The organism is Rossellomorea vietnamensis, from assembly GCF_025398035.1.
Taxonomy (GTDB): Bacteria; Bacillota; Bacilli; order Bacillales; family Bacillaceae_B; genus Rossellomorea; species Rossellomorea vietnamensis_B.
This window is the reverse complement of sequence record NZ_CP104558.1, coordinates 1,989,371-2,014,728: the sequence shown is the minus strand read 5'-3', so window position 1 is coordinate 2,014,728 and position 25,358 is coordinate 1,989,371. Positions and strand designations below refer to the sequence as shown.

Here is a 25,358-nt window from a genome sequence, read left to right as displayed (position 1 = left end):
CCATTTTTTCAATCATTAAAATAATATTAAATAGGGTAGAGTTACATGAAAAAACCCGAAAAGGGAAGACGATTTATATTATTACATCAGTCATTTCACGTTGAAATGACTTTTACGTTTTGCTGCACCAAAAGGAGCAGATATCAAAATACTCACGAGTGATTAGTATGATATCAATTAGCCCGAAGCCGTGATTAGTTTATCTATTGAAACGAATCATACCTTTCGTTAGTAAGAACAATTCAAATTGATATTTGCTTTCTTCATATACTACTCATCGATTCCTTCTAATTCTGGAAACAAAATATGGTCAATATGTTCTGAAGATGCAATATATGAGATTAAATTGAACATCCTGTTAGCAATTGAATCATATGTCCCCTCATGAATAGAAAGAGGATTTTGATGCCCTTGGTCCCACACCTCATCAGTACCTGAGTATAATAACTTCAATTCTACTATAGGAACTTTTCTTAATACACCCAAAATATAATCAATGATTTCTTCATAGAAAAATCCTAGGTGATAGTCGTAACCCTCTTGTATAATTACACAAAATTCATCCCAATAACTTTGAATCTTATAATCTTCAAAATTGGCTATACCGCAGGGGATGGCCATTATGTGTTCTAATATTTGATGAATATAAATGTCATAGATTTCATCAGATTGTAATGATAGGAGGATAAGAACTTTTTTATTTGCCAGTTCAATAATTCTTCTTGAAATTTCTTGTAAAAGAGACTCCTCTTTTGCATATACATCTTTCCTACTTATTCCCATTGAAAGTAAAGTCAGTTCTTTTATTGGCGTTCTTTCGAGAAGACAATAAGCCATTCTAAAAAGGTGATTTTGAAAAAGTTCATAAGAGTTTTCTTCATACATAAGGATAAAAGTGAGTTCTGCAAAAACATTTTCAAAAGAGATACCGTAGGAGTGGTAATGGAGACCATATTTCATTTTCATTTTTTCTGATAAAAGTTCATCACATAATAACTCTAGTTTTTCTTCCATAAAATTATTTAAGAATTCATTTACTTTATTTACCATTAATATATTCACCACGTTTGTAGGGATTTAATTCTTCAAATCACAAAAAAACCATTTAAAACTAATAATAACAGTTTACCAAATATTACATATATATGGTGTGTAATATTTAAAAGGGGAATTGAGTATGCAAAGTAACTATATCAAACCCTATTAATTAAGATTTATATACTGGATATCAGAAATATTTACTATAATCTGCACTATATTGATTAACATTTTTTCTGTTATAATATATTTTTGTGGTAAGTTAATGAATTCCAATGAATTTTAATATTCTTCAACAAAATAGTTGATCTTTTGGACAACTTTTAATATAATATGAATAAGTAAAAAACCGAAAGGATGTTCGGTCATGATAAATGTAATAGAATTATTTGCCGGAGTCGGCGGCTTCCGAATAGGTCTTGAGGCTGCAGGCGGTTTTGATGTTGTGTGGGGTAACCAATGGGAGCCTTCCAAGAAGGCGCAACATGCATTCGATTGTTATGCACGTAGATTTGAAGGTCAAGGTGAACATTCCAATGAAGATATCAGCAAGGTGGATGGAGAGACTTTCAAGAACGAGGATATCGATATGATTGTGGGTGGATTCCCTTGCCAGGATTATTCAGTGGCGAGGAGTTTAAATGGGGAAAAGGGGCTGCAAGGTAAGAAAGGGGTCCTCTTCTGGGAAATTACCCGCCTGATGAGGGAGACTAGCCCAAAATATGTTTTGCTTGAAAATGTGGATAGATTGCTGAAGTCACCTTCCAAACAACGGGGAAGGGACTTCTCAATCATGTTGGCGAGCTTCAGGGACTTGGGATATTCAGTGGAGTGGAGAGTCATCAATGCGGCTGAATATGGACAAGCCCAGAGAAGGAGGAGGGTCTTCATTTTTGCCACTAAGAATGAAACCCCTTATGTCGATAATAGAAGAGGGTTCGATGAAACTCAGATGATACACGGGGAAGGCTTCTTTGCGAAGGCATTCCCTGTGAAGGAAGGTATTTCTGAAAAGAAAAAGCCTCAATCTTTTATCATGAAGAAGGACCTTGTTGAAATCTCAGATGAATTTTCGATGAGTTACTATAATGCCGGCATCATGAGAGACGATCTGGTTTATACGGAAGAAGTCACACCTTTAGAGGATTCACCGACTCCATTGAAGGATATCCTTCAATCTGACGTTGACGAAAAATATTATTTGTCGGAAGCGGCCATTGAAAAGTTCACGTATTTAAAAGGTCCCAAAAGGATTGAAAGGACGTCAGCCACAGGCCATAAATACACATTCTCCGAAGGTGGCATGGCTTTCCCTGAGGCGTTAGACAAGCCAGGAAGGACGATGTTGACAAGCGAAGGCACTGTCAACCGGAGCACTCATGTAGTGGAAGATCCACAGACGAAAAGACTTCGTATCCTGACACCGGTCGAATGTGAGCGCCTTAATGGATTCCCGGATGATTGGACGGAGGGGATGACCGACCGGATGAGATACTTCTGTATGGGGAATGCCTTGGTCGTCGGTTTGATAGAGCGCATGGGTAAACGGGTATCGCAAATCGAGCAAGAAAATATAGATGGGAATCAAGTTGAACTTGACTTGGTATTTTCGGAAACCGATGGACAATGAGCAAAAGAACTCTTCTGATTTGATTAGGAGAGTTCTTTATTTATATTCCATTTTTGCTTCATCAATGAAGTCACTAATCTTTTGAATTGCGGTTTCGAATTCCCCTCGTATTTCATGTTCCCAAAGGCGCAAAATATTCCATTTCTTTTCCTCGTAGTATTCAGTCACTTCCTTGTCTCGTTCTTGGTTCCTGGTAAGCTTTTCAGTCCAGAACTCGACGTTGGATTTAGGTATCTTGCCATGAATCGGGCATAGATGCCAAAAGCAGGAGTCAATAAAGACCACTATTTTATACTTTTTTATGGCGATATCGGGCGTTCCTTTTAATGACCTAACATTTCTACGAATCCTGTAACCCCGGCTCCACAATTCCTCGGTCACCATGTTTTCCAATTTCGAGACAGCTTTGATGGACCCCATGATTCTACTTCTGTCCTCGGTTGTTTTAGGGTTCTTCATTTTAACGAACTCCTTTTTATGGTATATGTTTATACTACCTAGCTTTTGGGAGAGATAAACATCGCTCAATAGGGTTCCTACATATAAATATTTTGGGCTTAAAAGAAAAAGCCACAAGAAGGAACTTGCGGCTTACAATTTATCTTTTATCTAATCTTTTTTGTATATACTCTTTATCCAGCCAATAGCCTTGTTTAGTAATCCATTTTCCTTCAGGAAGCATTACTTTATCATCACCGTCTTGGGCTTTTAATCTTACATGACAAATTCTATTGAACTTGGAACCAGCAAGATTAAATCGGAATATCAATAAAAGATACTTTTGCTCTGAGAACATATTGAAAAGTTCGCTTTCTACGAACTGTTTTTTTAACTAATCAGGCTATGGTGGTGACAAAACTTAAAAAGTATTAATACCCATTTCCATGCTTAGTAAAATCAAGGTGTAAGATGGTGGCATAACTTAGTGACATAATTATCGGAGGAAAATGCAGTGAAATATGGTTATGCACTGGTTAGGATAGGAGCTAAAAAAATAACTACTAAAACTAAACTTTCAATATAGTTTCTACTTTTGACCCTATCAATTCCGTCTCCGAAATCAAATGAGGAGACTGAGAACAGGAATGCTACATTTAACGATTACTTAAACTCCAAACCAAGTTAATTGCTAAGCGATATTTACCCTTTTAGATTCAGTTACCTCCATGAAACCTCTCCCTGTAAAAATTAATAATATGAAAATTTTATCAATTAATAAATTGTTAGAAAACAGCGATATAGTTGGAAGGGGAATTTGGGCATAAACATATAATTTAAGGAAAAAAGTCCCATTGAAATTCACTCTTATGTTAAATTTATATTAGATCCCTGTTGAATGGGAAAAATCTGAAAGAGTGATGTTAAAAGTGGAAATCAGAAACTATTTTGAATTAAAGAAGTATGTTGAAAATCTATATGCAATGAAAGACAAAACTTCCTTAAGAAAATGTGCATTTAAAAATAGAAAAGGGGAAATTTTTGTTCTTACAGATACTCCTGCTGAATTACCTATTGTATATGGGAAAGGAACGATAAATGAGCATTGCATTGAACTTAGAGTACCCGGACGGTTAACATACAAACATCGACTAACAAGAGATATTACAGACGATATTCAGAGGTTTGATATTAGAATAAGATTAAAAAGAAGCAGTTCTAATAACTACAGTACCCCAAAGCATGAGGAAATCGTTGAGGATTTATATAATAAGGTTGCATCTATTTATGATAGCAAAAGAAGAGGAGCCTATGAATTCTTGGCAATAATATTACAGAATCTTTACTTTGATTTTCCACCGTTAAAAAGACTGAATTTTAATGAAGAAGAGCTATATATAAGTACATACAGTGGGTATGGATTGCCTGAAATAGTGTCATTTATAAAATGGTGTACACTGCAAGAAGACCTTAACTACCCTCCAAGTAATAATTATGGAAAAGATGATTGGGGAAAAGATTTATTGTTTGCTAGGTATTTTGAAGCGCTATATGCTGGTTTATATCAAAATCAAGAGTTGCTAAAAGAAGTAGTTAATAGAACAAATAACCATAATAGTGTAAAACCAAACTTATGGGACAAAAAGATATACCAAGGTACTCTTGCTACTAGATTCAACTTGGAGAATGTATAAGCTTCGATAGTTTCCATTTTAAATAAATCGGTGACAAAACTTAATAGCCACCTTCAACTAAACTCCAAAGTTGCAAAAACATGTAGAAATAAAGATATGATGGACTTAATTTCAAAGGTTTAAAAGGATAGGAGTAGGATTAAATGTCTGAAAAACAAGAATTACAAGTTGACTTACATAAAGCTTTAATAGACGCCGCCAAAAGTGCTAAAAGTATTGGATACAATCCAACTATATTCAATCAAATGTTATCAACTGAAGGTGGGTACATAACTGCAAAAAAACTAATCAATAAAACATCAACTGGTTTTGAGAAGCTATGGGAACTTAATAGGTTAGATTTGTCAACTGAAGCGATAATATTACAAAAAAAATTTATACCTTTGTTTAGTAAAGAAGAGCTTGAGATTGCTAAAAGTAGACTAAGCAAATTTGGCTATAAAGTAGACGACTTTAATATTGATATACCAGAATTGAATCCAAGTGGTCGAGCTAGAGAATTTAATAACTATGAGGACTACTTAAAGGGTGAAATAATTTTTGAACATCTTGTCAATGGTTTAACACATAGAGAACTTGATGAAACTGTTCTTGGATTAGATAAAAAAAAGAGCAAGGGTTATCAATCAATGGGCATCCTCCATTTTCTAGGGATAAAGTCAGAGTATAAGGGCATCTTTGAAGGTAAAGAATTAAAACAAGTAATAGACGTATTAACAGAACAGGGGAAAGCCTTTGAAGACACAGTCCGTTTACTGACACTTTTAGACGACAGTGAGTTAATAAATACTATTAATTCTGATCTTGAAGCTGAAGAGGTAGAAGAAGGGCGCGGAATAGAAGGTAATGTAAAGTATTACTATGGAAAACGTTATGAAAGAGATTCTAAGAATAGAAGGTTAGCTATTAAAAAGCATGGAACAATATGCCATGCTTGCGAATTTGATTTTGAAGAAGTTTACGGTGAGCGTGGTAGAGACTTCATTGAAATTCACCATATTAAACCTTTAAGTACATTAGAGGAATCAGTTGAGATAAATCCCGAAACGGATTTAGTTCCATTATGTTCTAACTGTCATCGAATGGTTCATAGAAGAAAAGACGAAGTATTAAGTATTGATGAATTAAAAGAAATCATAGTTAAGTATAGACAAAGAAATTCATCTTTTATGTTGAGGATATAGAATCTGGTCAGAGTTATATGCAAATAGTAAATCCTTGCGTAGGTTGAATGCATTTCTAAGACTAGTGCAATGAAGAATCAAATAAGAAATATAAGGCATGTAAAGGGACTCCAAATGAGTCTCTTTATATTATGTAATAGATATGGGGGGTAATACTACATTATCACTTGGGTCATTGGGCGGGATAACCCATAGTTGATTCATCCACACACCATGTGAAATTTAATTCCTGTAGTAGTGTCAGCGAGGGAAAAACTTATGTTTATGTAATGTATCTAAGATATGTATGATAAGGTACAAAAGTACATTAAGAAAGAAGGTTATGGGATGGATGATATTAATGTTTTTACACTAATTATTTCGACATGTGGAGTAATTATAACTGCTATTCTAACTCACTTCTTTAATTTGAAAAAAGAGAATTCACTAAGGTGATAAGGTTTTGGTTCCTTTACTTTCTCTACTAATTTTATGAAGATAGAATACTATAACTCCCCAAAAAACATTCGGACCCCACCCGAATGTTTTTTTTATAAAAAATTTATCCATAGGGTGTCCCTTTCACTCCCATCTCCCTATATAAAGGGTGAAATCAAAATGAATGAGGAGTGATTGTAATGAATGGATGGAGAAAGTTGGAGACAGGTATGTTGGATAAGGAGACGTTTCATCACCCTGAGGATCTTCGGTTGTATGTGTTGATTCTGTTGAATGCGACGTATCAAGGCGGGGTTCAGGTTGGCGGTGTGATGCTTGGGGAGAGGCAGTATGTGCGTTCGCTCCGGAAGCTGCGGGAGGATCTGTGGTTCTACAATGGGAAGAAGATTGATGAGTATTCGCATTCGCGGATTCAGCGTTCGATTAAGCGGTTGGAGAGGGATGGATGGCTGAAGGCGGAGAAGTATGAGCATGGGTATGTGTTTACGCTAAGGCCGACGAAGGATTTCGCCTGTGGGGAGTATTTGAGTTGGATGGGGATGTCTAAGAAGGAAGAGGGACGTGAGGAATCCGGTGGTGACCAGCCTGATGATGGGGCTGGTTCCGGAGGGTCTTCGTGCGGCGAAAAGGATGTGAATGGGGTACGGAGAGAACCTGCAAACAGACTTAAGAACTTAGAGAAAGAAGAGAAGGAGAACACCACCAACCTTAACGGCACTAAGGAAGAAGAGAGGCTGCAGGCGCTGATCGGGCATTTCATTGGCAGGAGGGAGAGAGGATTGATCTTGACGCCGATGGATTATGTGGCGATGGAGCGGATCAGCTTGAGCGAGTTGTCGACGGAGGAGCTGATTGTGTTCATGGATGAGGAGTTTGACAGACAGCAGAGCATTAATCCGAAGCTGACGATCAACAGTCCGAAGTATTTGGAGAAGGCCCTTGAGGGGTACATTTCTCCTCGGGAATCCATGGAGCACATCGATGACCTCATGGAAGGACTTGAGGAGATTGTGACGGAGGCATGACGTTCGGGGAATTCATTGTGGATGACTATTTTATCAAGAATGAACTTAAGTAATTCGAGGGCAATTCTTAATTGATCTCATACTATGTTTTCTGCATATTTCATCGTCTTGTTAGTTTACTATTCAACTAGGTCACCTCATTTTTTCTGAAAATTAAAATAATAACTCTAGTTATATCTTAATGAAAAGGAAGATTTTTGTATTATAATGACAATTGCCGATATTATCTTAATATTGTATATTTTGGATTTCGGTTAGTCACTACTAAATAGGAGGTATTACGTATGAGCGAAAATGGTAATGGTTGGCACAATGCTGACACAGAAACAGGTTGGGAAAGCCCGTTAAGAGCAGCTGATACAGAAACAGGTTGGGAAAGCCCGTTAAGAGCAGCTGATACAGAAACAGGTTGGGAAAGCCCGTTAAGAGCAGCTGATACAGAAACAGGTTGGGAAAGCCCGTTAAGAGCAGCTGATACAGAAACAGGTTGGGAAAGCCCGTTAAGAGCAGCTGATACAGAAACAGGTTGGGAAAGCCCGTTAAGAGCAGCTGATACAGAAACAGGTTGGGAAAGCCCGTTAAGAGCAGCTGATACAGAAACAGGTTGGGAAAGCCCGTTAAGAGCAGCTGATACAGAAACAGGTTGGGAAAGCCCGTTAAGAGCAGCTGATACAGAAACAGGCTGGGAGAGCCCGTTAAGAGCAGCTGATACAGAAACAGGCTGGGAGAGCCCGTTAAGAGCAGCCGACACAGAAACAGGTTGGGAGAGCCCGTTAAGAGCAGCCGACACAGAAACAGGCTGGGAGAGCCCGTTAAGAGCAGCTGATACAGAAACAGGCTGGGAGAGCCCGTTAAAAGCAGCCGACACAGAAACAGGTTGGGAGAGCCCGTTAAGAGCAGCCGACACAGAAACAGGTTGGGAGAGCCCGTTAAGAGCAGCTGATACAGAAACAGGCTGGGAAAGCCCAATTCTTAAAGCAATGTAAAAATATATACAGGGACGTTAGGCGGTGTTACCCCTAACGTTCTCTTTTGTGGGAGAGAGGAATTTTTGAATTTAAAAAAAAATGAAAAAACAAAGACAACGTTTAAACACTTTGATTTCTTTATGACAAGAACATCTAAGATACCCTTCAGACTATATGAAGAAATTAATAGTGAGCTTAATGATGACCCTGAGTCCAACTTCCAAAAGATATTTTTATATCTAGATCAATATAAAATGAAAGAATTTTTTTTGGAAGCATTAGAAGTATCAAGTAGTTCTCTTTCAACTTTTGTAAATCATTTTAATAAAAAGAGTATAAAACAGAAGACGCAGATAGTGGAGAGCCTAATGAACTATTTGAATAGAATGTCTTCAAGATCTACACCTTTTGGTTTAATGTCAAGTGTAGGATTCGGTGAATTTGGTAATGAAGTCTCTTATACACACATGTCTTCATATAACAAAGAAATAGATGTTGATAGTCAATGGTTGCAATTATTTAATAAAGAATTGGTTTATAATCATGAAATACTCGAAAAACTTAAGGTTAAAGTTAATCCATCCCTATTTATAAAAGAAGGAAAAGTATATGTTCTAGCTCCAAACAAGGAAATGAACGGGAAATTTAGTGAAAATTATATAAAGCAGGATAAACTCGTTATGTTCCTATATGAAAAGTTTAAGGAGTTAACATTGCTGAGTGAAGTAATCAAAATAGTTAATGATGAATTTGAATCAATTCATAAAGAGCAAGTGGAAGTTTTTATCTTGAAACTATATAAATGGAGTTTTTTTATTTCTGAAGTGGATTCCTATTACTTTTCAATGCGTCAATCCAACTATACGGAACATGAGAAAAGTTTAATCACTGAATCCAAACAGTTTAATGAGTTAAAAGAAATCCATAAACTCCTAGATGAATATGAAGCCATGAAGTTAGGATCAGGAAGACATGCTTTGAAACATATAGGGGGACGGTTAAAGGAGAAATATCCAATAAACTTGCCTTTTGCAGTAAATTTATATGAACAACAAAAAACAGGTAACTTACCTCCAGAAGTCGGTGCTGAGATTGAAGAAGTAGCGGAAGTTCTTTATCAATTATCAAGGAAAGATGAGTCATTTAACCAAATAGAAAGTTATAGAGAACTATTTATAAAAGAATATGGCGTTAGAAGGGAAATCCCATTAAAAGAACTATTGGATGAAGATTTAGGTATAGGTTCCCCATACAAAGTAAGACAGAAGCTATTTGCGAATACTGATAAGAAGGAAGCAATATTATTTAATGAATTAAAGCACCTTACATCTAATAAACAAGCAGAATTAATACTGACCGATGATCTGATACATAAGCTTACATATAATAAAGAAAATAAGAATAAACCTAATTCATTAGAGCTTTATTTTGAATATATTAAGGAAACGATTCTTCCTGGTAAGGATAAATCCTATTCCATTATTCTTGGTCCAAATGTTGGTAGTAGAGGAGCTGGCAAAACATTTTCTAGGTTTAATTCTTTCTATCATCGTCTTAATGAAAAATTTGATGAAAGGATCTTTTCGGAGTTAAGGAGGAGGACAGATGAAGAAATAATATATGCAGAAATAGATTATATTCCTATAAATTCCAAGTCCATAAATGTTCTGCCTAAAACCTCTCCATTCCATTACTACATCGCAATTAATTCATGTAGATCGAATGACTTCCACATTATTGATTTAGATGATTTGTTAGTGGGAGTTGAAAAAAACTCTTTTTATTTAAAGTCAAAGAAATTAAATAAGCAGGTCATACCTGTGAAAAATCATATGCTAAGTCACAAGTCATTCCCGGATATTGCTAGATTCCTTTGTGATTTAGAGTATGAGAACCAAAATAATTGGACTCCTTTTAATTGGGGAAGGCTAGAAAGTTTGAATTCCTTACCAAGAGTTAGGTACAAAAATACTATTTTATACTCTGCCAGGTGGCTTTTTAACCTTTCATTAATAAATCTAGACAGATTAGATTCTTTTGAATCATTCATCAAGAAGTTCAAGGAATGGAAGGAATTAAACAAGGTACCGACTTATATTCATTTAGGTACTACTTCAAACAGACTAGTTTTCAATTTGGATAATTTGAGGGATTTGCAGAAAATTCATGTTGAGGCTAAGAGGCTGAAAGAGAATGCATCCTTGGTTATGGTGGAATCAAATGAGAACTTCAAAGGAAATAACAGTGATGGATATTCACAAGAAATTGTTTTGCCTTTAATGTCTAATGATCGTTATAAGAGCAGTGTCAGCCAGCAGAATTTGATGATGGTGCCAGATGAAAAAGTACATTATTTTCCTGGAGAGATATGGACTTCTCTAAGAATATATATGTCTGGTACCATTCAAGATGATTTTATTAAAGGAAGATTAAAATCATGGATACAAGAGCTATATAGTAAAGGGGTTATTGATACCTGGTATTTTCTGAAGTATTCAGATCCTCGGAAACATATTAGGCTAAGAATAAAAACAGTATCAGAAGAAGCCACTGAACAAATTATATTCTATTTATTACAAAAGTTGCGGCTTCTAAATAAATCCTTTGTAAATAATATCGTAATTGATACGTATGAGCCAGAAACACAAAAGTATGGTGGAAGATATTTATTGAACTATGCTGAAAAATGGTTCAAAGCAGATAGTGAATCAATCATGTATTGGCTGGATTCTAGGCTAGAGAGTGGATCTATATGGAGCAAAATCGATATAGCGGTGATGAGTATTTATGACATTATAAATACGTTTCATTTACCACACAATGTAGTGGTGTCGTGGATTGACTCAATTGTTCCATATCAAAGTAATTTAGAGGAATTTAGAGATAGAAAGACCGTTTATATGAAGAGCTTTATTTGCTCACGAAGCGAAATAGAAATGAACCTTGATGTACTTCCTGCCTTTATTGGGGTTGGCCTAGAAAGTCGGCGACATGCACTTTGTAGTTACATAAAGGAAATTTCATCAACCAATAGTCGAAACGAAATACTAGTGGATCCTTATCAAATTATGGGGGAATTAATCCACATGAATTTAAATAGGTTATTTGGACCTGATCAGAAAAAAGAGGTTAGGGTTCTTGGAGTCGTAAGACACTTAATGAAGAATCTAGAAAATAAAAGGAAGTTTAATTATGAAATTTAAAGAACTGCATCCTAATATTAAATTTAGGATGATCGATGCTTTTATGAGTTCCGCTGTTTATAATATGATGCTCCCTTTTTTGGCTATCTATTTCGCTGGGGAGTTTGGTATAGCGAATGCCGGAATCTTACTTTCAATCTACTTTGCATCTGGGATAATTTCAAGTCTTCTAGGTGGCCATATATCTGATGAATATGGTAGAAGGAAAACTCTTATTATTTGTGGTTCTATAAGATTAGTAAGTTTAGGGATCATTGTTCTTTCTAATTCTACTCTCTTTCACTCAGCTGAAATAAGCTTTGTTATGTTTGTTATTATTAATGCGACTGCAGGTATTTCGGTCCCTACAAATCAAGCGATGCTATTGGATGTAAGCACATTAGAAGAAAGGAAAGAAATCTTTAGTATTGAATACTGGACTTTAAATACGGCCCTATTTTTAGGTTCGGTTATAGGTGGTTACTTCTTTGAAGACTATAAATTTTATGTTTTCTTGCTGTGCTTTTTTATATCGTCCGTTTCTTTATTTATAGTAGTGTATTTTATAAAAGAAAGCATACCGAAAACGTCCATGACAATGGATGGAGTAAGTAAATCCAAATCTCCTTTATCCAAGCTTGCTCAAAATTTATCCATCGTAAAGCGGAATAAGGCATTCTTGTTAATTGTGTTAGCCTCATTCCTAATCTTATCGGTAGAAACCCAAGCGAAGAATTATTTTGGGGTTAACTTATCTGAATTAATTGAAAGTCAAACACTGATAGGCGGAATTTCACTCAGCGGTACTCAAATGTATGGGTTTTTAAGAGCGGAAAATGCATTGTTGATCATGTTGCTAAGTCTTAGTGTAGCTAAATGGGTGAAGAATATGAATGGAATGCATCTATTAATAATAGGGATTTCTTTAAATGTCCTTGGCTATATGCTATTGGTTATTAATTTTAATTATTCCATTTTATTCATTGCCATGTTGATAGCAACTTTAGGTGAGATGCTTTATTGGCCAATAAAGAAGACATATCTATCTGAGTATATACCAGAAAACAATAAAGGTGCGTTTTTGGCAATAAACGGATTAGTTGGAAGAGGGGCAGCAATGACTGGATCCTTTTCACTAATAATAGGTGCTTTTTTAAATCATTACTATATTGCAATGATCCTATTAGTGTACGGACTATTAGGCACACTCGTTTTTATAAAGGTTGTTAGTAACAAAAGGATGTTAAGGGAGGTATAAGCAATGGAAAAAACAGATCTGATTGTGGTAGATGATTTTTATGATAACCCATATAATATACGAAATTTGGCGTTGGAAGCAGAGTATTTACAATTTGTTAATAAGAATGTACCTGGCTTTGAAAGTAAACACTCTTTTTATAATCAAATGTACAAAACTAAGTTTTCTAAGTACTTAGAGCGTGATATTGAAATTAATCCTCATCAATTAACGTATGGAAAGTTTCGGTATTCTCTTCGAAATTCAGAGTCTCTTTCTTCTGTTCACTTAGATAAAGCGACCTGGAGTGCAATTGTATACCTTACACTGGATGAACATTGTGAAGGGGGACTGGGAGTCTATAAGCATATGGATAGCGGCTTAACTTGTGTTCCTGCACAGGGAGAATTGAACAAGAAAGGGTACTCCAGCATTAAAGATCTTGATCAAAAAGTAGTTTATCCAGATACAAATGATATGAATAAATGGGAATTGATTGAATTTGTACCGATGAAATTTAACAGGTTGGTGTTATTAAAAGGTTCGAAATATTTTCATTCAGTCACGGAACAATTTGGTGATACAAGAGAAAATGCAAGATTATCACATAATTTCTTCTTCAATGAGGAAAACTAAGTAGGTAATAGTCAACCATAGATTACTCCAACTGCTCTCGGAAAACTGTATCTATAACCAATGGAATAATCTGTACAGATTAACATAGTAACCTCTATCTTCAAAAGAGCAAGGACCCAACTATAGGTGGGTTCTTGCTTTTTTCTTTTCTGAAATCTTCACTAAAAAAATTCATTTAATATATAATTCATACCAGAATTCCCACCAAGAGATCTCCTTGACTGAGGGATTTGGTTCTAAAAGTATTATAGGTATGATAAAAATTTCAAGGGCGTAATGACTTATAAATTGTTTCTATAGAAGATTATTCTTAGAAGAATAGAATTTATAAGAATATGTAGAAAATAGTAGAACTATGTATTTTTACTAGCGGTCAGTTGGTTTTATAAGTATATATGTGCTTTGAGGTTTTTGAAATAATTAGTAATAATAGAAACAGATAGGAGGTGAGCATATGAGAAAAAAAATGTCTGTAATTTTTGTCTTATCCTTTTTAGCGTTCGGAGCACTTTTTTCTAGTAGCGCAAGTGCTGCATTTACAAGTGCGAGTTGGAATTATTCAACTCACGCGGCAAGTCATGGTGGAGTTAAATTGGCAACGCAGGGAACTGTTAAGCTAGGAGCTGGAACTCTTACATATAATGGTTGGGGTGCACTTAACCTTGAAGACGCTTTCGGTGGAAGTCCAACAATTGATTCTGCTTGGGTTACTGGATATGCAGAACATTCTCAAAGATCATGGTTTGGTACATACTCTTCTGAAACAGCAGACTTCGCTAAAAATACCACATACAGTGGTTATGCAACAGGATATAGAACAGTAGTTTCAGTATCTTACAAAGATGTTGTTCCTGTAGCAGGAACAATTACGAGTATTCGAATATACCCATCAGCTTATATCGATGTGAGTAATGGTTTTAAATCAGATATCGATGGATATACTAGAGTATTTTAATGAATATAAACCTCAATTAGTTATTCGTAACTAATTGAGGTTTTCATTTGTTGGAGGTTTACATGAAGAAATTTATCATCTATTCAATTATAATCATGTTACTTACAGGGTGTATGAGCGATCCTGTTGAAAAAAAGGCATTAAACGAAAATGTTCAAGACTTGTTATTGAAATCAAAATTGAATTATCTGGATAGTGACTTTGAAAGTGGTTTTACGAATAATGAAAAACCAGATCTAAACAATACTTATTGGGTAGTGAAAATACTAGATACATATAATATTAAAATACATAATAAAGATGGACTAGTGAGTTGGATTGATAAGATAAATACAGATGAATTAATGTTAGATGGGGACGAACGGAGCGAATCAGAAGGAAAGTTAATGAAATATTTATATTTGAAAGATCAGTTTGATATTTCCAATGAAAACCGAAAAGAAATAATCAATTACTTAGAGAAAACGAACAGTTTAATTCAACTTGGGAATAACAAAGAAGCAAATGAAGTATTAATTTTATCAAAAAAGTATCTCAATTTATCTTCATTTGGTGATTTTGATCATAAGGATTTATTAGAAAAGGCTATTAACGATAAGGTAGTCTATTATGCATATCTCTATCATTTATTGGGACATGATATTAGTAAAGATACCTTAAATCAGCTTAATAATAATATTGAGATAGGTGATTTGAATTTCCAAAGCCTTCTTGACTTATATTACCTGAAACAGATATCAGGTAAAGATTTTACTCATACTGTCAAATCTAAAGAAGTAAAAATGGTAATAGAAGACTATATGAATAATAAAGTTAACACTGAATTTTTATTTTATTTTTTGTCTGTTTTTGAAGATTCCATTAGTGAAAAGGATAAAAAAGTGATCATTGATTTCTTAGTAAGTATGTCATTAGAGAATGGATGGAGTAATCCTAGTTCAACTATTAATTTAGCAGCTACTGAGCAAGGTATCACTATAGCTAACCATTATCATTCGGTTGATTATTTCAATAAGCCTTCCTTACAGAAGTTCCTGGATTCAGCATTTGTTGAAATAAAGAATGATTGGGAGTATCTATTTTTATATCTACCAAGTGTAGTAAATAGTTATAAGATAGTAGAAGATGAAACTAAACTTGAAGAAATAAAGGAATTCACTGTAAAGAGTTTGGAAAAAGAAATAAACAAAGAAACACTAAATCCTAGCATCATCTTAATCTTATTAGAAACTGCAAATAATTTAGGCGTTGAAAAGGATGTAAAAAGATTTGTGAATGAGGATATTCAAATAGCTTTATATGAGTTTGTAGAAGAAAATTATAAAGAGGAAAATGACTATGTCTATTTGTATCTCAACGTTCTTTTAAATCGTTTTTCTGCAAAGAACGCTTCTAACATTAATACTAAATTAATCCCACAAAATACGTATGATACTTATATGTCATTGAGAATAAATCAAATTAGCCAAAAGCAATTGATAAAAATTGATGAGGAAAAAACGCGTAAAAAGCTACAGGATACTGTAGATTCTTCAAAGGTGCCTGATGAAATATTCGTCGCAATAAAAGCCTTGGATATTATTGGTGAGGGTGAAGAGGAATGAATGAAAGTCTCGGCGTAAATACTGCTAAAAGCCTAAGTCAAATATATTTTTAAGCTATTCGCATAATCATCAAATATGAAAAAGATACTAATTTAATCAAGTGGTTTATTTGGACTCAACCCTTCCATATTATATGAAAGAGCCCTGCAAGTTAACATTATAGTTATCTTGCAGGGCTTTTGTTTTCAACTTTAAGGTTTCTAGCTGGCATTTATGCCTATTAAGAATATACACGACCCACTTAGAGGTCTTTAATTAAATATGGACAATTGGTTAAGTGGAGAATATTTCAATTTCACTTCTCCTATGACTGCCTCTTTGGATATAAATCCGTAAAGACGACTATCGTTACTCTCTCGACGGTTGTCGCCCATAACATAGAGTTTTCCCTCGGGAACTGTAACTTTTAAGTCCTCTGTTGAATGTTCATTGAGATAGGTTTCTTTATATTTTTTCCCATTCACATACAACACATCATTTTTCACTTGGACTTCATCCCCGGGCATTCCAATTACCCTTTTAATATGAACATGACTCTCAATTGGAGAATTGAAAACAATTATATCAAATCGGTCAATCAAACTGAATTTAGAAATAAATACTTTGTCACCGGTAAAAAACGTAGGGAGCATTGATTCACCCTCAATCTGTGCTGTGGTTAACGTAAATCTACCTATAATTATCATAACGAATAAAATAATCAGTATGATCTTAAGCCGGGAAAAGCGTTTTGAATGAGATACCTTCATGGAAAAGCTCCTTACCTTTTTTGGTTTCGCTTATCTTCTAATTTTATTTTCTGTTGGGTCGGTCCTTACTATGGGAGCATAGATTGAATATGTATTTGTTGGGGTATTCCATCAAAACTTATGCTGAAGTGGGCCTTTCGTGGGATAGAAAAGGTGACTAGCCAATTTGATCGTAAAGAACCTATTAAACAAAAGTAATCTCTTAGTCCTTCTTCATTAAGGAATTTGTCGTCCCTTGTTATCATTATTTCTATCAAGTCATCCTGATCAACAGTAACTAATTATACCATAAATTAGAATCATTTAAGCGGAATTTTAATTCAGAGATCATAAGGGGAAGCATGAGAACCGTCCCCGTGCTTCCCTTTCAAACATTCGGACCCCACCCGAATGTTTTTTTATATAAAATTTATCCATAGGGTGTCCCTTTCACTCCCATCCCCCTATATAAAGGGTGAAACCAAAATGAATGAGGAGTGATTGTAATGAATGGATGGAGAAAGTTGGAGACAGGTATGTTGGATAAGGAGACGTTTCACCACCCGGAGGATCTTCGGTTGTATGTGTTGATTCTGTTGAATGCAACGTATCAAGGTGGGGTTCAGGTTGGGGAGAGGCAGTATGTGCGTTCGCTCCGGAAGCTGCGGGAGGATCTGTGGTTCTATAATGGGAAGAAGATTGATGAGTATTCGCATTCGCGGATTCAGCGTTCTATTAAGCGGTTGGAGAAGTGTGGGTGGTTGAAGGCGGAGAAGTATGAGCATGGGTATGTGTTTACGCTGAGACCGACGAAAGATTTTGCCTGTGCGGAGTATTTGAGTTGAGTGGGGATGTCTAAGAAGGAAGAGGGACGTGAGGAATCCGGTGATGATCAGCCTGATGATGGGGCTGGTTCCGGAGGGTCTTCGTGCGGCGAAAAGGATGTGAAACAGGTGCGGAGAGAACCTGCAAACAGACTTAAGAAATTAGAGAAAGAAGAGATCTTAGAGAACAACAACATCAACACCACTGCCACTAGAGACACTAAGGATGTAAATAGGCTGCAGGCGCTGATCGGGCATTTCGTTGGCAGGAGGGAGAGAGGACTGATCTTGACGCCGATGGATTATGTGGCGATGGAGCGGATCAGTTTGAGCGAGTTGTCGACGGAGGAGCTGATTGTGTTCATGGATGAGGAGTTTGACAGACAGCAGAGCATTAATCCGAAACTGACAATCAACAGTCCGAAGTATTTGGAGAAGGCTCTTGAGGGGTATATCACTCCCCGGGAAGCGATGCAGGACATGGATGACTTCTTGGACGGGCTTGAGGAGATTGTGACGGAGGCATGACTTCGGGTGAGTTCAGGGAGCTGGTGAAGATGATCAAGGGGGCTTATCCTCACCGGCTGCTCAGTCGTGATACGGCGATCATCTGGTTTCGGCATCTGAAGGACTGTGAGTATGACGGGATTCGAGAGCCTGAATGCGCTGACGGGAGGGTGGAAGGAAGGGGAGCTCATCATTCTGGCGGCGAGACCTTCCATGGGGAAGACGGCTTTTGCCATCCAGCTTGCATGGGAGTGCACGAGGGAGAAAGGGGTGAGCATGGTGTTTTCCTTAGAGATGAGTTCGAGGCAGATCATGCAGCGACTTCTCTCAAGCATCACGGATATCAACATGATGAAATGGCAGAATCCGTATAAGTATCTGACGAAGGACGAGATGCCGAGGATGCACGGGGCGATGAACGCGGTGTACAAGGCGAAGCTTGAACTCTCGCAAAATGGGATGATCACCCTGCCGGAGATCAGACAGCGGATCATGAATCTGAAGCGGGAGTACCCGACGGAGCCGTTTCTCGTGGTGATTGATTACCTGCAGCTGATCACGGTGAAGGAGCGGTTAGACCGGCATGATTTGGCGATTGGGCATATTACGAAGCAGCTGAAGGGGATGGCGAAGGAGTTTGGGATTCCGATCATTCTGTTGTCGCAGCTATCGAGGGGAGTGGAAGCCAGGGATGATAAGCGGCCGAGGCTGTCGGATCTGCGTGACTCAGGGAATATCGAGCAGGATGCGGATGTGGTGTTGTTTCTGTATCGGGATGATTACTACTATCCGGATTCGAAGAACGGACAGGAAGTGGAAGTGAAGATTGCTAAGAACCGGAATGGGCCGGTGGGGACGGTGAAGCTGGAGTTTGTGAGGGAGTTTGGGCGGTTTCGTGGGGGATGGATGAAGCAGGGGGACGGTTCTGTTGCTTCGGTTTGAGTGGGGCTGGGGGAAAGGCCCCTTGGATCACTGATGATAAATGGGAGGGATTGGGATGTTGGTGACGGGGTATGCGAAGGTGAATGAGTTGGATTTTCGGGTTGAGAGTTTGAAGGTGTATGGGGTGTTGGTGGGATTGTTGGGTGAGGAGCGGGAGAGGCGTGAGGATGGGTATGTGTTGGTGAGTTATCGGGAGTTGTGGGAGGGGTGTAAAAGGGCTGGGGTGTTGAGTGGGGTGGATCAGGGGTTTGCGGTGATGATGGATATGGTGGGTGTGGTGGAGGATGGGGGATTGATTGGGAGGGAGAGGGTTAGTGGGGGGAGTTGGGTGAGGATGAGGTGTTAGGTGGGTGAAATGGAAGCGGGAGAACCGTCCCTGTGCTTCTTATTTTCTCCTTTTTCACCCCACCTATTCTATGGTAAATTTAGTAGAATAGTAGTTTCACTTTTCAAACAATAGAATCCTATTCTGCATTAACCATGGAGGCCATATGTTTTTCTCACTTCGCAACCGATTATTTATGATCTTCACCTTGCTGCTGACCTTTCCTTTTCTAGTTCTGTCGATTCTGATTCCGAACTGGTTTACGTCCATTATGGAGGAACGTACGACGAGTTCGACGATTGAAATGATGGAGCAGTATTCCCTGTATATTGATTCGATCACGTCGCAGGCAGAGGATTTAGGAAAGCAGGTACTGGTGAACCCTACGACTCAGGAATGGATCAAGTCCGAGGAGGATGAAAGGAAGGCAACGGATGCTGAACGTCTCCTGATGAAGAACCAGTTAAAGGCGGAGTTATCTTCAATGATGATCAACAATTCCAAGTCGATGTCCGTATCGGTTTACCTCAATGATGGGACTGGGACTGCCGGGAATCTTCCTCCTCTGGAGAAAACAGATTGGTTCGATGATTTCTATAAAGATGACCAGCGCTGGCTTCGGTCTCATAATGATCTGATAGCGGATCATGTGAATAGTTATCTTCTACCCCTCTTTGATATTAATACCCTTGATTTATCTGGGGTGATCAAGGTGAACTTTCCATCGTCCCTTCTTGAGAATGCCTTAAGCAAGATTAAGCTGGGTGAGAACGGAAGAGTCTATCTCCTGGACAACCTCGGCCGAAATGTGCTGTCAGGAACCATCGATACACCAGAGAAGGTGGTAAAAGAAAGCTTAAAGACCATTAAGACGGAAACAAACAGCTCGGGATTAATAGAGGTCCCTTTCGAGAAAGAAGAGTATATGATTTTCTATCAGAAGGCAAGAGTAGGAGACTGGGTGCTGGTCAGTGAAATTACCAAGTCCGAACTGTTCTCTCAGATTAATGAGCTTCAGAGGAATCTCCTTTTGACGAGTGGATGGATATTCTTATTGACGATCATGGCGTCTTATCTTTTCTCTTCAACTATCGTAAAGCCTTTGGGGAAATTGACCGGTGCCATGAAGCTGGTTGAAAAGGGAGAATTTAAGAAAGCGAAGCAATTGATTCCTTCCATTAAGACAGCAAATGATGAGATTGGTTATGTGGTAGATGTGTTCGGCCAGACAACCGACCGCCTCGACACTCTGATCGAAACTGAATATGAAGCCAATATCCGCAGACGGGATGCGGAATACAAGGCGCTGCTCCTGCAAATCAATCCCCATTTCTTCAATAATACACTGGAAACCATCGGTGGTCTCGCAGCTCAAGGGAAGAACAAAGAGGTGATCAATGTCACAATCCATTTAGGGAGGATTATGGGCTATTCCCTCAATACGGAATCGGACATGGTGACCCTCGGAGAAGAAATGACCTATATACGGAGGTTTATGGAAATTCTAAAGCTGCGCTATGAAGAGGCTCTTTCCGTTTCCATTGAGGAAGATCCTGAAGCCTCTACGCTCCCGATCATCAAGTTCGTTATCCAGCCACTTGTGGAGAATTCTGTGAAATATAGCTTCATAGAAAAAACCGAGGCCGTTCTTCGCATTGCGACGAAGAAAATGGATGACTGGGTGGAAATTGTGATTGAGGACAATGGAATAGGGATCCCTGAGTCTATTGTGGAAGAGTTGGAACGTGACCTGAGTCGTCATGAAACCAGTCAAGTACTTGAAAGCAAAGGACGAAGCATAGGGCTCAAAAATGTCCTGGGACGTTTGAAGCTATATTACGGAGAACATTTCACCTATCACATTACATCTAAAGAGAATATAGGTACAACCATTGTCTTGCGCATAAAAAGTGGAGAGGGGGATCTTCATGCTGAAAGTGATTCTGGTCGATGATGAGATTCAAATCCGAAGAGGGTTGAATTGGAAAGTGGATTGGGAAGAAGAAGGCTTCTTTATTGCCGGTGAAGCCTCGAATGGTAAGGAAGCGTTACAGGTCATTGAAGAGGTGATGCCTGATCTTGTCCTGACCGATGTCAGGATGCCGGTCATGGACGGGATGCAACTTGTGAAAGCGTTATCGGGTAAGTATCCGGAGATCAAGGTAATCGTCCTGTCGGGTTACGCAGATTTCGAGTATGTCCGTTCCTCTTTGGTCGAAGGAGTAAAGGATTATCTGCTTAAACCGGTCGATCCCGAGGAATTGACGGCTGCCCTTAGAAAAAGTAAGGGCGAGATTGAAGTGGAGAAGCAGAGAAGGATGGAAACGGATAGAATGAACCAATTCCACGCCGAGGAAATGAGGGAGCAGTACCTTCTTCATTTGGTGAAGGATGAATGGGCGGAGAAGAATATTTCCAAGGAGAGGCTGAGTCAGCTGAAGCTTGATGTGCTGGTGGGTGAGGACACGGTCGTCCAGTTCATTACCGTAGAGATTCGAAGTAGTGACTCCGAACAAGTGAGGGATTTGTTTCTGCCGTTCAAGATGTTGTGCAGAGAATTATCCTATAAGCATGAAGGCATCATGTCCTTCTATGACACGAGTTATCCGAATATGATTCATTTTCTATGTCATCATCATTCAGGGGGAGATCAAGTCCCTCCCTTTGTTCAGGAGCTGCAAAAGAATGTCAGAGCCTATCTCAATCTTGAAACGGTCATCGGACTGGGGAAAGTGGTCAGGGGTTTGTCACAATTAAAGAACGGATATATTTCGGCCCTTCTTTCCTGGAGCCAAAGTTCAGCTGATGTCATGTCCCAGCTCATCGACGGGACATCGAATAAACAGACTGCAGAGTTCACTGAGGATGCAGAGTGGAAGCTGTCCAACAGTATGGAGCAGGGGGATTTCGAGAGCTTCAAAAAACATCTTCTGATAACTCTTGCTGAATGCGACCGGCAATCAGTGATGTCGTATTCTTTTGCAGCAAGCCGGGTGCTCTTCATGCTTGGATCAATGGCAAGAAAATATGATCTATATACCGATGATTTGAAGAAGAAGATGTGGAATTGTCAACTGGGGATATGGGAACTGACTTCCCGTGACCGGGTTAAAGGAGAACTGCTGGACCTTGCAAGAGTGATTGCGGAAAAGGTGAGTGAAACCCGCCATTCCTCTAATGGCATTGCCATCGTGGAGAATGTAAGGCGGTATATGGACAGGCATTACACCAATGAAATTTCACTCACCTCCCTTGCTGATCAATTCCATATCAACTCCGCCTATTTATCGGAGATGTTCAAAGAACTGATAGGACAGAATTTTAGTGATTATCTCGTCAACCTACGAATGGAAAAAGCCCGTTCCCTGTTGATGGATGAGCAGTTAAAGGTCATCGAAATTGCCCACCTTGTCGGCTATTCCAATTCCGGATATTTCAGTACGGTGTTCAAAAAGCGATTTGGGCAGAAACCACTGGATTACCGGAAATCCATGACAGAGGATAAGGGGGAGGCACGATGAAGTATAAATTGCCCATTATCTATGTTCTCGCTGCGCTACTCATGTTGATAGCCGGCATTTACAGCATCTTCTCGTTCACCTCCTTCAAGGAAAGCAGCAGGGATAAGGCTGGTGAAATACAAGATGAACAAGCCAAAATCCACCTGACATTCTGGAGAAACAAAGGGACAGAACTTGAAAATCAGGCGTATGAAGAGCTGGTGGCTGACTTTAATAGGGAGCATCCTACGATCGAAGTGAAGATGATTCCTGTACCATATGGTGATTATGAGTTGAAACTAAGAACCGAAATGGCAGCGGGTGATCCACCTGATATCTTGACGATCGATACGCCTACTCTCGCCCTTTATGCCAGTGCGGGTGGATTGATGTCCCTGGACGATTATATGAAACAAGAAGGTCATATCGAGGATCTCGCAGCCCCTACGTTGAAGGGGATCACATACGAGAATAAAATCTATTTATCACCTATTGCAGAGTCGAGTGTCGGCCTTTTTTATAATATCCATTTGTTCGAAAAAGCAGGGGTACCCCTCCCTTCCAAAAATCCACATGACCCGTTGACTTGGGAGGAGGTTCTCGAGGCAGCTAAGAAAATCTCTGCTTTATCACCTGACATCACGGGGATCGACCCCGCTCAAGGATTCCCGGATGGGGAGTCACCTTCCTACTTCAAGATGCCTATCCTTTGGCAATTTGGAGGAGATGTCCTGGATCCGGACAATCAGACAGCGAGTGGATATTTGAACTCTCCATCTTCCCTGAGAGCCCTGCAGTTTTATCAGGATCTCTATCAGAAACACCGGGTGGCCAAGGTCGAACTCCCCGAGGAGGCCTTGGAGACCGATAAGCTCGGCATGACCGTCCTCGGTTCCTGGATGGTGGAGAGTCTCAGTAGTATGAATCCTGATTTCCGACTGGGTGAGGACTTCGGGATTACCGCCCTGCCAAAAGGGAGCGAACAGGCGGTTCCAAACGGAGGTTGGTCCCTCGGTATATCGTCTGAAACCGACTATCCCGATGAAGCATGGGAGTTCGTCCGATATGTCACCAGCTTTGAAGGGGCAAAGAAGTATGTGGAGATCACCGGTGATGTTCCTGCGCGATATTCTGTTGCCGAAGCCTTTCCTGAATTCAATGAGTACCCTAAGAATATTTTTGTGGAACAGGCACAAAAGAACTCAAGGAATCGACCGATTACCCCTGCTTATCCTGTCGTGAGTGAAGCGGTCAAAACGTTATTTGAAGACGTGGGGATCGGAGGGAAAGATGTCAAAACGTCAGCAGATAAGGCGGTAAGAACGATTAATGAAGAACTGAATGATTTAAAGTAGAAACCTTTGGCAGACGCCGGAGGTTTTTTTGTTTGCCGTGAACTTCCAAAATATTTAAACTATTGCTTCCGAAAATAGTAAACGTTTTCATTTTGGGATTCTAGTAAAGTGAACTCAACAGGCAGGTCATGGTATTACACACAACTTGATTTTTTATAAAGGGGGTCAAACGATTGCAAGAACTTGCGAAGGCAGATACACCAGTCATAACAGAAACACAGAAAGATTCGAAACTCAAATCAAAGCTCCATTATATGAAGAAAAACTATATTCTCTATTTGTTTCTTACACCGGCCATCATTCTTACGATCATTTTCAAATATGTTCCCATGTATGGCGCATCCATCGCCTTTAAGGATTTCAGTCCCATCAGGGGGATCAATGGCAGTGAATGGGTGGGGTTGAAGCACTTCTCGGACTTTCTATCGTCTCCGAATTTCATGGATATCCTGATCAATACGTTGAAATTAAGTTCCTTCGAGCTACTGATCGGATTTCCGATTCCCATCATCCTTGCACTCATGCTGAATCAGCTCCGAAAAGCAGGAGTAAAGAAAAATGTACAACTCATCCTGTATGCACCGCATTTCATCTCGGTCGTCGTCATCTCGGGGATGATCTTTCTCTTCCTATCACCTACCGGCCCCATTAATGCGATGCTGTCGGTATTTACGGATAAGCCGATTTCGTTCATGTCTGATCCCGATGCCTTCAGAAGCATCTATATCTGGTCAGGGATTTGGCAAGGTGCAGGGTGGGCATCGATCATCTATGTGGCAGCACTCGCCAATGTGGATCCCCAGCTCCACGATGCAGCAACCGTAGATGGGGCGTCCCTGCTGCAGCGTATCTGGCACATCGATCTTCCGACACTAAAGCCTGTCATGGCGGTCCTGTTCATCCTGGCTGCAGGGGGCATCATGGCGATTGGATTTGAGAAAGCCTATCTGTTACAGACATCTATGAACCTTCCAACCTCCGAAATCATTTCGACCTATGTATACAAGCGGGGGCTGCAGGCTGGTGACTATTCATTCGCCACGGCAGTAGGATTGTTCAATGCCGTCATCAATGTCATCTTATTGGTTTTCGTCAACCGTGTGGTCAAGAAATTAAACGAAGGCGAAGGTCTTTTATAGAAAGGGGGA

General features: G+C 38.9%; 21 protein-coding genes. 18 read left to right on the top strand and 3 right to left on the bottom strand.

Going from position 1 to position 25,358, the window contains the following annotated elements; all coding sequences use genetic code 11:
- Positions 1-270: 270 nt before the first annotated feature.
- Positions 271-1,050, bottom strand: coding sequence for a hypothetical protein (locus N5C46_RS10450; RefSeq protein ID WP_261752017.1), 780 nt, complete (start codon positions 1,048-1,050; stop codon positions 271-273).
- 355 nt (positions 1,051-1,405) lie between these two features.
- On the opposite strand from N5C46_RS10450, the gene dcm reads away from it, so the two are divergent.
- Positions 1,406-2,668, top strand: coding sequence for a DNA (cytosine-5-)-methyltransferase (gene dcm / locus N5C46_RS10445; RefSeq protein WP_261752016.1), 1,263 nt, complete (start codon positions 1,406-1,408; stop codon positions 2,666-2,668).
- Between the two features lie 36 nt (positions 2,669-2,704).
- Here the strand turns inward: dcm and N5C46_RS10440 are convergent, their stop codons facing one another.
- On the bottom strand, positions 2,705-3,127 hold the full coding sequence (locus tag N5C46_RS10440) for a very short patch repair endonuclease (RefSeq protein WP_261752015.1): 423 nt from the start codon (positions 3,125-3,127) through the stop codon (positions 2,705-2,707).
- Between the two features lie 908 nt (positions 3,128-4,035).
- Here N5C46_RS10440 and N5C46_RS10435 point away from each other — a divergent pair.
- From N5C46_RS10435 to N5C46_RS10395, 9 genes are all read left to right on the top strand, one after another.
- Positions 4,036-4,800 carry a hypothetical protein gene (locus N5C46_RS10435; RefSeq protein WP_261752014.1) on the top strand — a complete coding sequence of 255 codons (765 nt, stop codon included), beginning with the start codon at positions 4,036-4,038 and terminating at the stop codon, positions 4,798-4,800.
- Positions 4,801-4,943: 143 nt separating this feature from the next.
- Positions 4,944-5,984, top strand: coding sequence for an HNH endonuclease (locus N5C46_RS10430; protein ID WP_261752013.1), 1,041 nt, complete (start codon positions 4,944-4,946; stop codon positions 5,982-5,984).
- A gap of 617 nt (positions 5,985-6,601) precedes the next feature.
- Positions 6,602-7,447, top strand: a complete 846-nt coding sequence (locus tag N5C46_RS10425; RefSeq protein ID WP_261752012.1) for a hypothetical protein — start codon at positions 6,602-6,604, stop codon at positions 7,445-7,447.
- 284 nt (positions 7,448-7,731) lie between these two features.
- Complete coding sequence (locus N5C46_RS10420) at positions 7,732-8,433, top strand: hypothetical protein (RefSeq protein ID WP_261752011.1); 702 nt, start codon at positions 7,732-7,734, stop codon at positions 8,431-8,433.
- A gap of 65 nt (positions 8,434-8,498) precedes the next feature.
- Positions 8,499-11,618 (top strand): lantibiotic dehydratase, encoded by a 3,120-nt coding sequence (locus tag N5C46_RS10415; protein ID WP_261752010.1) that lies wholly within the window; start codon positions 8,499-8,501, stop codon positions 11,616-11,618.
- Entirely contained in the window at positions 11,608-12,855 is a 1,248-nt protein-coding gene (locus tag N5C46_RS10410) for an MFS transporter (protein WP_261752009.1), read from the top strand. Before N5C46_RS10415 ends, N5C46_RS10410 begins: the two co-directional genes overlap by 11 nt.
- A gap of 3 nt (positions 12,856-12,858) precedes the next feature.
- Complete coding sequence (locus tag N5C46_RS10405; RefSeq protein ID WP_261752008.1) at positions 12,859-13,470, top strand: DUF6445 family protein; 612 nt, start codon at positions 12,859-12,861, stop codon at positions 13,468-13,470.
- 454 nt (positions 13,471-13,924) lie between these two features.
- Positions 13,925-14,425, top strand: coding sequence for a hypothetical protein (locus N5C46_RS10400; protein ID WP_261752007.1), 501 nt, complete (start codon positions 13,925-13,927; stop codon positions 14,423-14,425).
- A gap of 62 nt (positions 14,426-14,487) precedes the next feature.
- The gene (locus N5C46_RS10395) at positions 14,488-16,029 is read left to right on the top strand and encodes a hypothetical protein (RefSeq protein ID WP_261752006.1); all 1,542 of its coding nucleotides are present in this window, start codon (positions 14,488-14,490) and stop codon (positions 16,027-16,029) included.
- A gap of 251 nt (positions 16,030-16,280) precedes the next feature.
- On the opposite strand, the gene lepB is transcribed toward N5C46_RS10395, so the two are convergent.
- A complete protein-coding gene (lepB, locus tag N5C46_RS10390; RefSeq protein ID WP_261752005.1) occupies positions 16,281-16,778 on the bottom strand; it encodes a signal peptidase I in 498 nt (165 codons plus the stop codon).
- Between the two features lie 485 nt (positions 16,779-17,263).
- Between lepB and N5C46_RS10385 the strand changes: the two genes are divergently transcribed.
- The 8 genes from N5C46_RS10385 to N5C46_RS10350 all read left to right on the top strand — a co-directional run bounded on the left by N5C46_RS10385 (position 17,264) and on the right by N5C46_RS10350 (position 25,349).
- On the top strand, positions 17,264-17,602 hold the full coding sequence (locus tag N5C46_RS10385) for a hypothetical protein (RefSeq protein WP_261752004.1): 339 nt from the start codon (positions 17,264-17,266) through the stop codon (positions 17,600-17,602).
- Positions 17,603-17,608: 6 nt separating this feature from the next.
- Positions 17,609-18,109 carry a hypothetical protein gene (locus N5C46_RS10380; protein WP_261752003.1) on the top strand — a complete coding sequence of 167 codons (501 nt, stop codon included), beginning with the start codon at positions 17,609-17,611 and terminating at the stop codon, positions 18,107-18,109.
- A 111-nt stretch (positions 18,110-18,220) separates the two neighbouring features.
- Entirely contained in the window at positions 18,221-19,030 is an 810-nt protein-coding gene (locus tag N5C46_RS10375) for a replicative DNA helicase (RefSeq protein ID WP_261752002.1), read from the top strand.
- Between the two features lie 55 nt (positions 19,031-19,085).
- Positions 19,086-19,376, top strand: a complete 291-nt coding sequence (locus N5C46_RS10370) for a hypothetical protein (protein ID WP_261752001.1) — start codon at positions 19,086-19,088, stop codon at positions 19,374-19,376.
- A gap of 145 nt (positions 19,377-19,521) precedes the next feature.
- Positions 19,522-21,309, top strand: coding sequence for a sensor histidine kinase (locus tag N5C46_RS10365; RefSeq protein WP_261752000.1), 1,788 nt, complete (start codon positions 19,522-19,524; stop codon positions 21,307-21,309).
- Positions 21,284-22,876, top strand: coding sequence for a response regulator transcription factor (locus N5C46_RS10360; RefSeq protein WP_261751999.1), 1,593 nt, complete (start codon positions 21,284-21,286; stop codon positions 22,874-22,876). Before N5C46_RS10365 ends, N5C46_RS10360 begins: the two co-directional genes overlap by 26 nt.
- The gene (locus N5C46_RS10355; RefSeq protein WP_261751998.1) at positions 22,873-24,210 is read left to right on the top strand and encodes an ABC transporter substrate-binding protein; all 1,338 of its coding nucleotides are present in this window, start codon (positions 22,873-22,875) and stop codon (positions 24,208-24,210) included. The genes N5C46_RS10360 and N5C46_RS10355 overlap by 4 nt, the downstream gene beginning before the upstream one ends.
- 254 nt (positions 24,211-24,464) lie before the next feature.
- Positions 24,465-25,349: an ABC transporter permease gene (locus tag N5C46_RS10350; RefSeq protein ID WP_261752334.1), complete on the top strand. Its 885-nt coding sequence runs from the start codon at positions 24,465-24,467 to the stop codon at positions 25,347-25,349.
- The last annotated feature ends 9 nt before the right edge of the window (positions 25,350-25,358 follow it).

Excerpts from the sequence above, each read along its gene's own strand:
- N5C46_RS10380 (WP_261752003.1), top strand. The coding sequence starts at position 17,609 with ATGTCTAAGAAGGAAGAGGGACGTGAGGAATCCGGTGATGATCAGCCT.
- N5C46_RS10405 (WP_261752008.1), top strand. The coding sequence starts at position 12,859 with ATGGAAAAAACAGATCTGATTGTGGTAGATGATTTTTATGATAACCCA.
- N5C46_RS10410 (WP_261752009.1), top strand. The coding sequence starts at position 11,608 with ATGAAATTTAAAGAACTGCATCCTAATATTAAATTTAGGATGATCGAT.
- N5C46_RS10450 (WP_261752017.1), bottom strand. The coding sequence starts at position 1,050 with ATGGTAAATAAAGTAAATGAATTCTTAAATAATTTTATGGAAGAAAAA.
- N5C46_RS10400 (WP_261752007.1), top strand. The coding sequence starts at position 13,925 with ATGAGAAAAAAAATGTCTGTAATTTTTGTCTTATCCTTTTTAGCGTTC.
- N5C46_RS10440 (WP_261752015.1), bottom strand. The coding sequence starts at position 3,127 with ATGAAGAACCCTAAAACAACCGAGGACAGAAGTAGAATCATGGGGTCC.
- N5C46_RS10425 (WP_261752012.1), top strand. The coding sequence starts at position 6,602 with ATGAATGGATGGAGAAAGTTGGAGACAGGTATGTTGGATAAGGAGACG.
- N5C46_RS10365 (WP_261752000.1), top strand. The coding sequence starts at position 19,522 with ATGTTTTTCTCACTTCGCAACCGATTATTTATGATCTTCACCTTGCTG.
- N5C46_RS10375 (WP_261752002.1), top strand. The coding sequence starts at position 18,221 with ATGACGGGATTCGAGAGCCTGAATGCGCTGACGGGAGGGTGGAAGGAA.
- N5C46_RS10395 (WP_261752006.1), top strand. The coding sequence starts at position 14,488 with ATGAAGAAATTTATCATCTATTCAATTATAATCATGTTACTTACAGGG.
- N5C46_RS10350 (WP_261752334.1), top strand. The coding sequence starts at position 24,465 with ATGAAGAAAAACTATATTCTCTATTTGTTTCTTACACCGGCCATCATT.
- lepB (WP_261752005.1), bottom strand. The coding sequence starts at position 16,778 with ATGAAGGTATCTCATTCAAAACGCTTTTCCCGGCTTAAGATCATACTG.
- N5C46_RS10360 (WP_261751999.1), top strand. The coding sequence starts at position 21,284 with ATGCTGAAAGTGATTCTGGTCGATGATGAGATTCAAATCCGAAGAGGG.
- N5C46_RS10355 (WP_261751998.1), top strand. The coding sequence starts at position 22,873 with ATGAAGTATAAATTGCCCATTATCTATGTTCTCGCTGCGCTACTCATG.
- N5C46_RS10430 (WP_261752013.1), top strand. The coding sequence starts at position 4,944 with ATGTCTGAAAAACAAGAATTACAAGTTGACTTACATAAAGCTTTAATA.
- N5C46_RS10370 (WP_261752001.1), top strand. The coding sequence starts at position 19,086 with ATGTTGGTGACGGGGTATGCGAAGGTGAATGAGTTGGATTTTCGGGTT.
- N5C46_RS10420 (WP_261752011.1), top strand. The coding sequence starts at position 7,732 with ATGAGCGAAAATGGTAATGGTTGGCACAATGCTGACACAGAAACAGGT.
- dcm (WP_261752016.1), top strand. The coding sequence starts at position 1,406 with ATGATAAATGTAATAGAATTATTTGCCGGAGTCGGCGGCTTCCGAATA.
- N5C46_RS10385 (WP_261752004.1), top strand. The coding sequence starts at position 17,264 with ATGAATGGATGGAGAAAGTTGGAGACAGGTATGTTGGATAAGGAGACG.